We start from the raw sequence: 13,959 nt of genomic DNA, 5'->3' as shown, positions 1-13,959 counted from the left end.
ATGCTACTCGATAGTTGCTTCTTCCATTATCTCGATCACCTTGTCAGCGAGTCCGTACAACTCGTAACGGTGTCGTCGGTTCGGTCTTCTATCTTCGTGATACTCTCGAATGTCCTTACTCGCGTGCGTCTTCGCACCCCGTCATTTGCTCCTGGTTTCCAGCTTTAGCCTCAACGATACAGACGATAGCCGGGTTGATGTTTATTGGTGAAGGGTCGTACTGTCTGACTTCTGATCACTTATCCGGCTTCGTTCCAGTTCGCAGATTCTCTCGGTACTCAGCCCACGCCTCGTACATTTCGATCTGCTCGTTTTTCGACATTGTCTCATCGGTGTCCGGGTCGAAGAACGGAAGTACCTCTTTCTCCGGCATCGCCATCACTTGGGTGAGCGGATAGAGCTCAGAGTAGTAGTTTTCTAGGACCCATTCCTCACCGTACTCTTCGACAGCTTCGGCAATGAATGGGGCTGCTTCCGGGTACTCGTCAGCAAGGGTATCGGGCATTGTGGACTCTAGTGGGAAGGGTAGCCGGCCTACGCGTCGGTGAACTCAGCAAGCGAGTGGTTGGGACTGTTGTGGTTCCACTTTCCGATCTGAATGAGATCGAAGGTCTCGATGTCGTCTTCAACAGCGGCGTCAAGTGTGGCAGTAATGTCGGCAGGGAGACTGTCGACACGGATCGCCGTCACTGGGTGACCTCCAAGCTTGTAGCCGGTTGCGAGACTCGTGGGAGAGACGACGATTACCGCATCACCATCGGCAGCGTCGAGGGCGAGTTGGGCATCCCGATGCTGGAGGACGGTCGCATCCAGTTCATCGACAGGGAAGAGACAGGCCGCTGTCCCGTACTGAACACTTGCCCCCGCCGAATAAAAATGCCCTTTGGACATAATCGAATATTTCTATATGCTCCAAAGACATTAATATTGCGGCGCCAAGCATTCCCGCGCCACGCGATTCGTGTAGCCCGTAAGTTGAATACCCAGCCCGGTTCACCGCCGTGTGTGGCCCGACATCTATACGAGAGCACCGCGGCAGAACTCGCAACTGGCTCTGTTGAACACGTTTCGTACGATACCGCCCCGGGTGCTGCTGCCGATTGGCTCGTGACGAACGGCTACGATGCGGCACCAGTCGACCGGGACGGAGATCCAATTGGATTCATCCACGAAGACGACGTCGACACCGACGATACTGGTAACACGCTTGAGGCGGCACTCACGCCGCTCACCATCGACTATCTGATCAGTGGCGACACGTCGTTTGCGGAAAGTCTCGAAGCGCTAATCGAAGAGCCGGTCTACTTCCTTGGGGGCCACAACCGGATCACCGGTATTCTGACCCGTGCGGATCTAAACACATCACCTGCGCGGATGTATCTCTTCGATAGGATCACGTACTTGGAAGAACATCTGCGCGAACTCATCTCGGCGGAGGTTCCCGATTGGAAGCAGACTCCTGTGAGTACCGACGAAATCGATGGTATCGAAGCCCGGTATGCGGATGCCAAAGCCGCTAACGTGGAATTATCAGAGATCCACTACGCGCAATTTTCGACACTCAGTACGATTGTGTCGAGCGTCGAGGCCTGTTGGCAAGAGTGCGGGTTTTCAACTGCAGGTGAGGCGCAGTCGCGACTCCACGATATTACGGAGCTCCGGAACGATGTCGCCCACGCTAATCTCCTTGTCGAGAACACGGACAGTGACCAGTTTTTGAGTAGTGGCCGCACGACTGAGAACCTGTATACTCTCCTTGCGGACATCGAACAGATCCTGACTAGCCTCCAGGGTGCGGGGTACGCGCCGGAGACTGCCACAGAGTAGCAATCCGTCGGATGTCCAACTACTATGATCCCTCGCTGCTTTTTTTGACCTATGCGTGACTCAGCGGCAGGTGTTCTCCTCGGTCTCGCGTGCGGTGATGCCCTCGGCCGTCCGGTAGAGTTCCAGCAAACAGCCTCCATCCAGCGCCGGCACGGCCGCGTCACGGAGATGCTGGCCAATGGGACACATGGCCAACCAGCTGGCACGATCACGGACGACACCAAGATGGCGTTGTGTATAGCACAAAGTCTCGTAGAATCCGGCTCCTTTGATCCCGACGATGTCGCGGGACGATTTGTTGAGTGGTATCAGTCTGGACCGTTTGATATTGGAATACTCACTAGCACAATCCTCAGACGACTCCGAAATGGTGACGCGTGGGATGAGGCTGGGATCGATGAATGGAAACACCTCCCAGAGGGATCCAATGCGGGCAACGGCAGCGTCATGCGATGTGCCCCGTACGGAATTGCGTTTGCTGGTGACTCCGACGCGCTCGTGACGGCGAGTCGTGTGTCGTCGGCGATCACGCATGCCGACCCGCGCTGCCAGTGGGGATGTGTGATTCTAAACGCGACGCTCGCTGGTCTGCTCGCCGGTGAGAAACAACCCCTTACGTCGGCACTTGAACTCGCAGCCGATGCGCCTGCTGAACTGCGAACCGCGTGTGAGGAGGTTCTGTCTATCATGGAAGGGTCCGAGTTGCTGAGAGTGTAGAGGACGCCATCGTCGAAGCGGTGATGCTGGGTGGTGATACAGATACGATTGCGGCCGTTGCTGGCGCTGTTGCGGGGGCACGGTTTGGCGCGTCTGAACTTCCCGACCGGTGGCTCCGGGCAATCGATGAAACGGCTGAGATCAGAGAGTTAGGCCAGCAACTCGATACGATGGAAATCTCGTTTCCTGAGTCAATCGTAGAGAAACTTTCGAGTGGCCAATTTGATTTACAAGCCTAATTTAGAACCTTTAACCAACAATTGGGGACCTTTGGAGCTATTGTAGGTTAATGTCACTACTCTACTTCGTCAGTTTCGGCCCGTCCGTGCCGTCTATCTATCTCATCAAGCATATCCAGTGTCTTTCGGATTGATGCCCGAACCGCATCACTTCGATTGACGAATTTTCCCTCGTCACCGACGTGTTCATCGAGGTCATCAAGCAGTTCTTGAGGGATCTCGACGCTGACCTTCGGCATACCATCGTATTCGCAGAGGAATATATTCATATTGTCGGCCAGGACATCGGATAGCGCCTAACTGATCGTTACACCACGTAACCCCGCTTTCAGTAGCTGAGACATGTCTGATATGCTGACTATTGATCACCCTGACAACCCAGGTTTTCAAGTGATTCGTTTGACTCAACTTTCTGGGGCACCCCAACCGAAGTATAGACACATATTTTTAATCGCTAGTGGGTATAATACTCTGATATACACAATGCCTGAAAGTGAAACTGAGGCTCTTGATTACTATCCTTCAGGATGGAGTGAGGAGATTCACGACGAGTACTATATCGAGTGGAGATCCGATGATGATGAATCAATTCTCGTCCGTCTTGACGGCACAATGGGCGATGGCGACTATTCTGTCACTCCGATCACCGGCGTGAATACGGATGATGAGGAATTCGTAACACGGCCGATATCTCGGCTATCACGAGAAGAAGCGTTCGACGTAGCAGCGACGCTAATCTACGCCATGAATGGAGTTGCGGGACGGCTCAACGGCGAAGATGAGTTTACAGGTGACATCACCGACGAAGCTTAGCCCCAGCAGGCCGAGCTAGTTTTTCCTACGTCGTTTGAATAGAAGCGTTACGAGAACTCCGGTCGCTCAGCGTACGCAATTGGGTCGCGTGATCCAGCGTTTCGGAACGCTTCTAGCCGGAACGCACACGCATCACACGTTCCGCACGCCGGCTCCTCATCCCGGTAACAAGACCATGTCATCTCATACGGCACGCCAAGCTCTAATCCCCGCTCCGCAATCTCTGTTTTCGACCACTCAACGAACGGAGCTTTCAATTCAATTTCTGTCTCCGGTTTTGTCCCGACATCGATCACGTTCTGAAAGGCATCGAAGAACGCCGGGCGACAGTCAGGGTACCCGGAGAAATCCTCTGAGTGTGCGCCGATGAACAGCGCCTCTGAATCAGTTGCCTCCGCGTACGATGTCGCCATCGACAACAGATTCGCGTTTCGGAAGGGAACGTACGACGTCGGAATATCGTCACTCTCCATATCTGCGTCAACCACGTCCATCTCTTCGTCCGTCAGACTCGACGCGCCGATCTGCGAGAGATGTCCCGTTTCGATATGGAGGAAATCAGGCGCACCGACCTCCTCGGCAAGCGCTTTCGCACACTCATACTCCTTGTCTTCGGTGCGCTGACCGTACGACGTATGGAGGAAGTACGGATTGTACCCTTGCTCCATCGCCTCGTACACCGCCGTTGCACTATCCATCCCGCCGGACACCAGAATGACCGCACTTTTGTTGCTCATGGTTGCTCAGTTGTGTCGAATCGATTGTTGCTCTGTTCACCACACCGCCCTCGCGGCACCGCGCTCTTCCGACCGGCCTCTGAGAGTGACGTGCTCACGTCCCCGGTGCGTCGTTCCATAGGTCCACGTGGAGTCGCGGCGTGTACCGGTAGCCGTACTCCATCGCTAACTCGGCGACCTCGCTTCGTGTCCCGTCGAGTTGCTCGCGCGTCATGCCCTCCGGCATCAACAACACGTCATCATCGGTGACGGTCGTCGCCGTCGCTTTTCGTACTCGGTCAACCAGGTCCGTGATCTCTGGGAGGTCCGACTCGTCGGTCACGACGAACTTGAGTTGTGTCTCGTACGCATCGACCATCTGGGACAACGCATCCATATCGATCCGATTCTGTTCGTGTTTCTCCTCCCACTCGCCCTCCCCCTTTGGGTCACGATCGGGTGTTGGCGTGCTGCTCGCCAACTTCGGGCTGATACTCGCCAGATCGATTGGTGCGTCCCGGTAGATTGTCCCGTTCGTCTCCACCGTCGTGTGATAGCCGTCTGCGGCGAGTCGTTCGAGGAGTTCGACTGACTCCTCGTGGATGAGTGGTTCCCCACCTGTGAGCACGACGTGGCCAGCCTGTTCGTGGGAATGTACTTCCTCCACGATAGAGTCGACGTCGCGCCACGCCCCGGTCGGCTCCCACGAGGTATGGTACGAATCACAGAACCAACACCGCAGGTTACACCCAGAGGTCCGTACGAAGACGGAGGGGACGCCTGCGAGCGTTCCCTCGCCCTGTAACGAGTAGAAAACCTCGTTGATCGGGAGGCCCTCACCAGTCGCGTCAGCGTCTGTTGCGGGCTCCTCGATATCACTAGCGACCGGCATCAGTAACTCGCACAGAGCTCGCCGGTTTCGCTCACCGACACCGACACGTCCGAGACGGTGTCCGGGAACGCATCGAGCATGCGTTGTTCGAGGAGGACGCTCATCACCTCTGCCGTCGGCGGGTGCTCCAAGACGACGAGCGCGTCGCCGTCGCCGGACGCTTCGAACGCGTCGACGAGCGGATCGCCCTCCTCGACGAGGAACCGGTGGTCCCACGCGTCGATGACGTCCGTGACGTCGCCTTTGTCGACGACCCACCCCTCCTCGGTGAGTTCCCCGGTCACTTCAACGGTGATCTCGTAGTTGTGCCCGTGTGGCCGCGAGCACTTCCCGTCGTGGTGGAGGATTCGATGGCCCGAGCTAATTCGGATGGGGTTGTTGTCCCCGATTTGGAGTGTTCGTTGGCCTGCTTCCTGAAGCACATCTGCTTCGGATTCGTCTCTAGATATACTCCGAGCCATACTCGAAGAATATTCGGGGAATATATAAATATTGAGTTTCGATACTCCACCCATGGAACGGCAGCACCACTCACAATCGTCTCTTCGTCGACTCTCTCGTCGCCCACTGGTATCATTTCCGGCCGGGCCGCAGCATAGCACCGCACGCAATTGTATGGTCACAGACGGTGATGACAGTTGATGCAGACTGAAGACACTCGTGCGATCTTCACTGCCGTGTTCGCCGGCTCAATCGTCCTCGCAAACGTCCTCGCAGCGAAACTTACGTGGATTGAACTCCCCGGACTTGGCGGCGTCGCCGTCCCTGCCGGGTTCGTTGCGTTCGGTGTCGCGTACCTCGCTTCAGACCTGCTCGTCGAGTACCACGGGAAAGAGTACGCCGCGACCGTGGTCAACGGAACCGTCGTCACGCTCGTCATCGCGTATGCGCTCGTGTTCCTCGCCATTTGGATGCCGTCTGCCCCGTTCTACGGCGGCCAGGAAGCGTTCGTCTCGACGCTTGGTGGTTCCGCCTCGATTATCCTCGCCTCCGTCGTAGCGCTTGCCGCTGCCCAACATCTCGATGTCCGACTCTTCGCTAATCTGAAGAGTCGCACCGGCGGTCGGCATCGCTGGATCCGGAACTGCGGTTCCACGGCAATTAGTCAAGCCGTGGACACAGTCGTGTTCATCACGCTCGGCTTCGCTATCTTTCCGGCACTCGGCCTTGGCGGGGACCCGACGTGGGGTTGGGCGCTCGTGTCGATCGTTGCTGGGCAGTACATCGTGAAACTGCTTGTCGCGCTGATTGATACGCTCCCGTTCTACGCCGTTACGGAGTTCGTGGAGCGGCCGGCTTAGATGTAATCTGTGCTGAATGAAGACCAATCTCCGATGCTGTATCAAAGCATAATATCGAATACAGTGCTCGAGAAGCGTGTTCGACGTGGTGTAATAAATAGACAAATATACTCGACACTACAGGCTACATAAATAGCAGATTAATATTATCGGGATAGGTATATTTCTACATTCGTTGACCGAATGCGGTCTTCATACATTCTAGTCGGGAAAAGATATAAGTTACAGCTGAGCTTACCGCAGCTCGTCATATGTTGTACAGGCGACGGTCATTATCAACACCACACGGGGAGTTAGAGACACCTGTTCTCTTTCCAGTCCGTAACATCGGGAAGCGATCAAGCGATAACACCCCAGAGTACACGGATAGGATCCCTGACCTCTCGACTGCGATGGTTAACGCTCGGTCGATACGTCAGCGCGAACCACAGTGGGACAGAATACAGGACGGTCAGACCCTGCGGAGTGAGATGGGGGTACCCAAGTCTACCATTATTTTCGCCGATAGTGGTGGATTTGATTTCCGCTCTGAGGAACTAGACACCACCCCAGAGAAATCGCTCGAAACACAGCAGGCAATCGAAGCAGATATCCTTGGGACAGTCGACATTCCACTTTCGCGTGAGAATAGAGAGCGAGAGAACGACCGACGGGCAGAAGAGAATATACAGCGGGCACTTTCCGCGAGTGATTCGCATAACGGCGACGGCTTACTTTTCGCTAGCGTACACGGGTACGACCCTGAGACAATACAGAACGGGATTCGATATCTTGAGAAAAACGGTGAATTTGACGGGTACGCGCTCGGTAGTCTCGTTCCTATCAGGACCGACTATGAGAAAGTCACAAAACTGATATTAGCTGCGAGGCGAGCAACTGACAAGCATCTCCATGCGTACGGACTGGGCGGCCTCGTGTATCAACCATTACTGCTCTATTGCGGAGTGGACAGTTTCGACTCAAGTGCGTTTATCCGGAGTGCTGGTAACCGGAACTACCTGATTCCTGGATTCGGAGGGGAGGAAATCCGACATATCAAGGATCTTGAATACCTACCTTGTGCTTGTCCGGTCTGTAAGGATCGCACACTTGACGATGTCCGTAAGGACCGTGATGCTCTTGTGAAGCACAACTTGTGGGCACTCGCACTCGAACTTCGTCGCTTCCGGTACATGGTGGAAGCAGGTGAGGATGTTGAATCATACCTCGATCTTCGCTTCCGTGGCAATGATGTTACAGCTCGGGCCTACAAACTAGCAAAACAACAAGTTAGGAGGCTCGCATGAGTGACGAACGCCCTACCGTTCGACCGGTTAACCTCGGCCGACTGGTCGAACTAACTCACTTGTGTCGGGACGGCGCACAGCCAACGGATGACGTCGTTGATACACTCGACGTGAGCAAACGACGTGCACGAGAAACAATCCTCGAATCGACGCGCATCAATCTTATTGAAGAAATATCTACCGAGGAAACCTACGCGACAACGTCCGTCGGTGAGCGCTTTATCGATGCCGTCGAAGCGAGCGATTGGGAGAAAGTCAGCTCGGTTCTACAAACTCACAGTCCACACTACGGTGAGTTTCTCGGTCTATTCGAAGATGGTTGTACCATCGAACCAGATGTGGCGCTGGAACTGCTTGAGGACCAAGCCGAGTTTACCACCTACGAGTATAACGAGACATCGTTAGATGTCATCGGGGCTTGGGCACAACGCCTCGGCGCAATCCAAAGAAACGCGTTCGATGGGACCTTCTATGCAGTCGAAGAAAGCGAAGTGCCGCCAAACTTCCCGTACGTGTTGCTGTCTGTTGCTGACAGCCTAGAAGAAAGTGCTGGCGTGAATCTGAAGAAGCGGTATCTCTCGATCCCCGAACTTCGTGAGCATACCTGTGAGCGCCTCAGTTGTGACCGTGCTGCGTTCGATGACGCCCTGCGGACGCTCGCACAAGAGAATATTGGTCGGATAGAGCTCTCCGGAGCACCGATCGACACCGGCGCGAAGGAAGCACGGTACGGACTCAAGACGATCGAACTGGCCGACAGCGACGGCGAACTCGTCACTACCAACCAGTCTTCAGAGCAGGTGATGCGTGGTGTCGAACAGCTCGATAAGCAATACTACTACCTCGCGGTATACGACCGCAACCTCCAGTTCAACAACAATGACGACTGATAATTTCGAGATTACAGACGAACAGCGCGACTACTCATCCCTCGGTCTCGACCAAAACCCGTTCCCCTACAGCCCAGTACCCTCGGATAATCCTGAGGTTTACTGTGGACAGGATCACGTAGCGGACGTGGTGAGCGATACCGTCTCATCGGTGCTCAGTACCGGAAAATCGAAACACCTCGTCATAACCGGAAAGTACGGAAACGGGAAATCACATACCCTCAAATACGCACGGTCGCTCGTCCGTGACCGCGAAGATGTTCTCGTTGGATACGTCGCTCAGCCCGGAGAAGGGTTCCTTGACATCTATCACGAGTTCATGTACGATCTCGGCTTCGATCGTGTACAGGAACTTGCGTACGAATTCCTTTCTCACGTCGCCCGGAAGCATACCGAGACGAATCCGATGGGGGCAGCCTCGATGAAATCTCTGATCGACGAGGGAGATATTCTGCTCTCAGAACTCGTTCCAAAAGCTGTCCAACTGCTGAGTGACGTCACAAAATTCGCAGACTTCGCTCGGGCGATTGTACATATGGTCTATGAGGACACGAACCTCTACGCGTGGCAGTGGCTCACCGCAGAGGGAATTCGGTACGAGCAGCGCAAGGAGATGGAGATTCACAGCGCGCTTGACGATGATACGATGGGTGTGCGTGCGTTTACTGCGCTCAAGAATATGCTCCTGGAACTCGAGTATACTGGCGTGTTCGTCTTCGTGGATGAGTTCGAAAGCGTGGCGCGACTCTCCCCGAAGAACGAACAGGCGACGCTCAACAGTCTACGCCATTTGATGGATCAGAACAGTTCCGGACTCAGCATGATGTTCGGATGTGCTCCGGAGGTCTGGCAGGACATCATGAGCGAGTACCACGCGTTCTCCGAGCGGATCGGTCGAGAGGTTTCTCTCCGACCGATGACAGAAGAACACTTGAAAGACCTCGTCGATTCTTACCTTGACCTTGCCGCCGGTGAGGCGGTTTCAGTGTTCGATGTCTTCGAGGAAGATAGCCTCCAATTGATTTTACAGAGTTCACAGGGGAACGTTCGACAGGCGCTTTCGATCTGTAGCTACACGGTCGATGATGCCGCCAAGCGGGGAAGGGCAAACATAGACAAAGAGATCATTCAGGAAGTCGTCTCGTAGAATATTCTCCTTCCATTGGGAATCTCGTGATCCCAGTCTGTCTTTGTTTAATGAACGAAACAACGCATATGATGCCATACGGTAGGTGGAGGATCACTCAGACTCGAATTCATCTTGTGGCGGTACTTCCTCTGCTCGCCGACATAGTTCTTCGATGGTTTCCGGGCGAAGAGTATCGACAGTATCGATGTATCGAGCGAAGTTCTTCATATATTGCCCCTTGAGTCCAACCACGATCGTGCCATGCTCTTTTGCTTCCTCTGTCCGGGCAGGGATCGATTCGATATTGTCAAACTGGTCTTCGACAAGTTCGCGGTTGAAGACCACACCAATCCGGTCGGCACGTACCTCCTGAACCATCTCATCGATGTCGATACTGGTGTAATAATCCTTCCCGAGGGTGAAAAAGACGACATCGTAATCGGCCTCTTGAAGGAGGTGTCGTAGATCTTTTTGGATATCAAGTTTCGCAGATCGCTCTCTTATATCGCTAACGTTCATTGAACTGAACGTTACCTCATAGGGTGGGAGATACTCGTCTTCTGCGACAAGGCCAAATCCTGCACTCACGAAGTAACGGTCAACGTCGTGGCCTTGTCGCAGAAGCCATCTAATTGCACTCTTGACGTGGTTTTGCTGGCGTCCCGTGTACAGGTCGCGTGCCGCAATACTTGGCACATTATCACGAGCGAGGAGGTCTTCACGAGAGAACTGGAGAGTTTCCTCTTTACCGAAAATAGGCGCGTCGTCTGGTATCTCCTTCGATCCTGAACACTGGTCGATGACAAGGATGTCCAATCCGTTTTCGGTATCGATCTCAGGTGGATGAGGCACGAAATCGTCGCTGGCTGTATAGTTCTGCCCGCAGACCTCGAGTATTTCATCACGCAAGTCTCGAGGGTTGCTATTGGTGTGTACCTCGCAACCGTTTTTCCGAGCAGCCGCTACGGTTTCTTCGTCAAGCCCATCATCCGAGGTGTGTACAAAGAGGTGTTGGTACCTCGCTGCTTGTTCGCCGACGTTTGCTGCCATACGATCTGGGGCGAACGAGACGAGCGAGGGAGTTTCTTCCCACCACTCACTCACACCGTTCGCATCTAGTACACCAATCTCTGCGACCGGAAGGTCATGTGTCTGAGTCCAGAACGAGGAGTATTTGTCGCGCAGATAGTCTTCAACAGTATCGTAGCCACTGAGGGCCGCATCACCCTGGGTCGCGACGAGGATCTTCGGAAGGTCTTCTTCGAATTCATCGTAGAAGCGGCGTGTATTGTGGAACCCTCGTCTCCGATTCCGATCGTTCCCTCGGAAGATACAAATCTCGATACCATGCTCTCTACAGATTGGACAGTCACATTTCTCCCACGGACGACTTCGAAGGGTGTCTTGATACTCTTCGAGCAGGTCGTCGTCACCGATCCAAGTAGCATAATCCCTGACAATCGCCCAGACTCGGTCATAATCACTGACGACATACGGCTCGTCCAAACCGGTCTTCGCGTGTGGGAACGCCTCGAATACGTCTACCGCCGTGCTAAGCAGTTCGTCGTATTCCTCGAACGATACTGGGGCAGCCGAGGTATCTTTCCGCAGGAGCTTGACTAGCTTACTACGTAGATTATCGCTGAAGCTCGCCTGAAGCTCACGTCCATACTCGAAATCCTCTCGGAATGCCCTTTCTATGTCCTGTAGGAGTGACTCGTCGTACTGGTCCTCGTGGCGATGTTCCCGCAGATATTCTCTCGTCGCTGGTAGTACCTTCTCGGCCCGCTCGTACCAACTCTCGAGAGCATCACGAATAGGATCTCCTACATCGTATGCTCGGAGCGCTACCAGTGTTTCACGACCGCGTAGGGATTTCTCGACAGCTTCGTCGAGATCGTCTCGGCTCGATGGATAGCGAACTCGAATGGCATCGTAGCGTTCGCCATTATCAAGGCGATAATTCTGTCCACCCGTCCACGCCGAACGAAGCATACTGGCGCTATCGAAACTAGTCATCCCCGAGCGACCGATCGTCTCGAACGCTTCAGTCTTCGCGAAGCCGAAGACGTGTGAGTCGATACGTGTGTTGTGTTCCCGTTCGAACTGCTTGATCGTCTTTCCGACGCTTTTAACGATTCCACGGACGTCGTGAGTTGGACTACCTGCAACGCCTCCAATTCCGAGGTAGTCGTAGCCAATATCAAGCACCTCCTCAGCGGCCTTACTGTATGTGTCGGGGTTCCAGCCCTGGATGGCAACCATCAGTCGGAACGCGTAGTCACGACGCTGGTAGAGGTCATACATCTCTTGGGCGTTCCGCAGCGTTAGGTCGTAGCGGAACTCGGCGTCGTGTTTACGGTAGACTGCGCGTGGATCCTCTGCGAGACGAGCTAGAACCGTGTCAATATCTCCTTGGAAGTCCTCTGTAACAAACGGCTCAACATCTGTGTCGGAACCGGTACGAATGGTCGGCTCATACTCATCGGCGTATGAGGGCCACTCTTCCGGCCACTCATCGACCATTACGTCGACGACGTCGGTGATCGCATCAGGGACATCGCCTTTGCTGAGTTCTTCGTCGAATGCTCGCTCATCAAGGTAGAGTCGGCCCTTGTCCTTGCCCGACCCGAGGACGAGATGGTCGATTGTGACGCCGACAGTAACGTTCAGCGTCTCGTAGAAGTCAAGCATATCTTCGTTCCCGTACGGCGGGAAGGGTAGAGACTTGTAGCCCCAAGCCCCGCAGTCACTGATCGTGGGGAGCCAATTCGGGACAGAAAGAACCGGGTCGTCGTAGACACCGTATTTCGCGAGTCGTTCGGCTTTTCGGTCTGTTTCTTCGACCTGCTCACGGGAGATGAGAACCCCATCGACTGGTGTTGTTTCCGGATCGAAAATATCCCATATGTAGTCTAAATCGCGTTCTTGACGGTCTAGCGTAGAGAGTTCGTCGTGCTCAAAATCGTAGTGGGCGTCGACTGCGTCGTCCCACTCGGGAACGTAGAACCGCACGTTAGATAGTCACCAGTAGTTGCGATGGGTGGGCATCGTATAAATCCGTTTGAAGTACCTCACTCAGAGATATCTGGTAAATGACAGTCTCTAATCGAAGTCCGACAGTGTCGGACCTATGTGGATCTGTATAGAATCCCAATGGTCTGGGCACTCTGCCACAACTTGCTCAAGGACACTGTCACCATTACTTGTCAGTACGTAATTGTTTGAGCGAACCTTCGCGAATCCCAAGTGAACTAGCCACTTGTAGTGGACTTTTGCACGCGGCACCCAGGAACTCTCACTATCGACATCGGGATAGAGATGATCGATTCGCTCTGCGAGTCTTTGTGCTACCGGTGAGTCTTGTGTTTTGGGGACGGTCTCGACAGAAAGTTGGTGGAGAACCGCCAACATGGGCAGACGGTGTTCGTGATAAATAACCATCCAGAAGAGAGCCTGCTCACGACGTGAGAGTGAATCCTTCACCCCAATACCTAACCCTGCTCTTGGTCGACTCTGCTGCATAGCGGGTTCATACGCTTCGGCCAGCCATCGACCTCGGTCAGTCAGCTCACCGTCTTCCAATAGTTCGAGTAGGTGTAGGAGTCGAGTCACGTGCTGAACTTTTCTGGACCCTACAACACCTCTGTTAAGAGCTAAGGTTCTCAAATTCTCGCTCGGACCACGATGCTGTAGCTCAAGCAACTCGCAAGCCAGCGGAAGATCATCCCAATCCGGTTGGATTGTTTCTAAATATCTAACTGACGGGGTTCTCGCCACTTCAAACAATAATATGGCAACTAGAATATATTTTCCCCCAGTGATTCAACCATCTAGGAGTATAATGACGATAGCCGAGAGTTCGATTACTCGGACGAGTAGCGTAAGTGTCTCTGGACGAGTAATTGAGGTCTAATCTATGTCTTCAGATTGAGATGTGACTGAATGTCCGGAATGCGGGGCTGGAGTCAAGGCTCAGTCGGGCCCGGATCAGGAATTGTCTCTCTCAGAGCTGACAGAATCAGACACTCGACGGAGGGGGATTTTTTGTCCGATGTTCGAAATTGCTTGCGACGCCGAAGAGCGGAGTCCCTACAATCTGTCCATGATAAGTTCTAGACCGAGTGATTTCTGTTAAGAAATTACTGC

At 54.0% G+C, this 13,959-nt stretch carries 13 protein-coding genes and 1 pseudogene; 7 read left to right on the top strand and 7 right to left on the bottom strand.

Annotation, left to right across the window (positions count from 1 at the left end; genetic code table 11):
• Positions 1–235: 235 nt before the first annotated feature.
• Positions 236–505, bottom strand: coding sequence for a hypothetical protein (locus EXE51_RS08140; RefSeq protein WP_137692405.1), 270 nt, complete (start codon positions 503–505; stop codon positions 236–238).
• 29 nt (positions 506–534) lie between these two features.
• Positions 535–891 carry a hypothetical protein gene (locus EXE51_RS08135; RefSeq protein WP_137692404.1) on the bottom strand — a complete coding sequence of 119 codons (357 nt, stop codon included), beginning with the start codon at positions 889–891 and terminating at the stop codon, positions 535–537.
• Between the two features lie 114 nt (positions 892–1,005).
• On the opposite strand from EXE51_RS08135, the gene EXE51_RS08130 reads away from it, so the two are divergent.
• Both EXE51_RS08130 and EXE51_RS08125 read left to right on the top strand, forming a co-directional pair.
• Positions 1,006–1,827, top strand: coding sequence for a CBS domain-containing protein (locus tag EXE51_RS08130; protein WP_199234036.1), 822 nt, complete (start codon positions 1,006–1,008; stop codon positions 1,825–1,827).
• A gap of 51 nt (positions 1,828–1,878) precedes the next feature.
• Positions 1,879–2,783, top strand: a pseudogene (locus EXE51_RS08125) (ADP-ribosylglycohydrolase family protein).
• Positions 2,784–2,839: 56 nt separating this feature from the next.
• Here EXE51_RS08125 and EXE51_RS08120 read toward each other — a convergent pair.
• Entirely contained in the window at positions 2,840–3,022 is a 183-nt protein-coding gene (locus EXE51_RS08120; RefSeq protein WP_080508614.1) for a ribbon-helix-helix domain-containing protein, read from the bottom strand.
• 244 nt (positions 3,023–3,266) lie between these two features.
• Between EXE51_RS08120 and EXE51_RS08115 the strand changes: the two genes are divergently transcribed.
• Positions 3,267–3,596 carry a hypothetical protein gene (locus tag EXE51_RS08115; RefSeq protein WP_137692403.1) on the top strand — a complete coding sequence of 110 codons (330 nt, stop codon included), beginning with the start codon at positions 3,267–3,269 and terminating at the stop codon, positions 3,594–3,596.
• Between the two features lie 47 nt (positions 3,597–3,643).
• Here EXE51_RS08115 and queC read toward each other — a convergent pair whose 3' ends face one another.
• From queC to EXE51_RS08100, 3 genes are all read right to left on the bottom strand, one after another.
• Positions 3,644–4,333 carry a 7-cyano-7-deazaguanine synthase QueC gene (gene queC, locus EXE51_RS08110; protein WP_137692402.1) on the bottom strand — a complete coding sequence of 230 codons (690 nt, stop codon included), beginning with the start codon at positions 4,331–4,333 and terminating at the stop codon, positions 3,644–3,646.
• A 94-nt stretch (positions 4,334–4,427) separates the two neighbouring features.
• The gene (locus tag EXE51_RS08105; RefSeq protein WP_137692401.1) at positions 4,428–5,204 is read right to left on the bottom strand and encodes a 7-carboxy-7-deazaguanine synthase QueE; all 777 of its coding nucleotides are present in this window, start codon (positions 5,202–5,204) and stop codon (positions 4,428–4,430) included.
• Positions 5,204–5,665 carry a 6-pyruvoyl tetrahydropterin synthase family protein gene (locus EXE51_RS08100; RefSeq protein WP_137692400.1) on the bottom strand — a complete coding sequence of 154 codons (462 nt, stop codon included), beginning with the start codon at positions 5,663–5,665 and terminating at the stop codon, positions 5,204–5,206. Before EXE51_RS08100 ends, EXE51_RS08105 begins: the two co-directional genes overlap by 1 nt.
• Positions 5,666–5,845: 180 nt before the next feature.
• Here EXE51_RS08100 and EXE51_RS08095 point away from each other — a divergent pair, with 180 nt between their 5' ends.
• From EXE51_RS08095 to EXE51_RS08080, 4 genes are all read left to right on the top strand, one after another.
• Positions 5,846–6,505 carry a queuosine precursor transporter gene (locus EXE51_RS08095; protein WP_049932897.1) on the top strand — a complete coding sequence of 220 codons (660 nt, stop codon included), beginning with the start codon at positions 5,846–5,848 and terminating at the stop codon, positions 6,503–6,505.
• A 251-nt stretch (positions 6,506–6,756) separates the two neighbouring features.
• Complete coding sequence (locus tag EXE51_RS08090) at positions 6,757–7,791, top strand: tRNA-guanine transglycosylase (protein WP_158413890.1); 1,035 nt, start codon at positions 6,757–6,759, stop codon at positions 7,789–7,791.
• Positions 7,788–8,681 (top strand): hypothetical protein, encoded by an 894-nt coding sequence (locus EXE51_RS08085; protein ID WP_241990607.1) that lies wholly within the window; start codon positions 7,788–7,790, stop codon positions 8,679–8,681. Before EXE51_RS08090 ends, EXE51_RS08085 begins: the two co-directional genes overlap by 4 nt.
• Positions 8,671–9,828, top strand: a complete 1,158-nt coding sequence (locus EXE51_RS08080; RefSeq protein WP_137692399.1) for a BREX system ATP-binding domain-containing protein — start codon at positions 8,671–8,673, stop codon at positions 9,826–9,828. The genes EXE51_RS08085 and EXE51_RS08080 overlap by 11 nt, the downstream gene beginning before the upstream one ends.
• Positions 9,829–9,921: 93 nt before the next feature.
• On the opposite strand, the gene EXE51_RS08075 is transcribed toward EXE51_RS08080, so the two are convergent.
• Positions 9,922–12,825, bottom strand: a complete 2,904-nt coding sequence (locus EXE51_RS08075) for a DUF6884 domain-containing protein (protein WP_137692398.1) — start codon at positions 12,823–12,825, stop codon at positions 9,922–9,924.
• Positions 12,826–13,959 lie beyond the last annotated feature (1,134 nt).

This window comes from Halorubrum sp. CGM5_25_10-8B, from assembly GCF_005435095.1.
Lineage (GTDB): Archaea > Halobacteriota > Halobacteria > Halobacteriales > Haloferacaceae > Halorubrum > Halorubrum ezzemoulense.
Note: the sequence above shows the minus strand (reverse complement) of the source record. Positions and strands in the feature narration are given on the sequence as shown.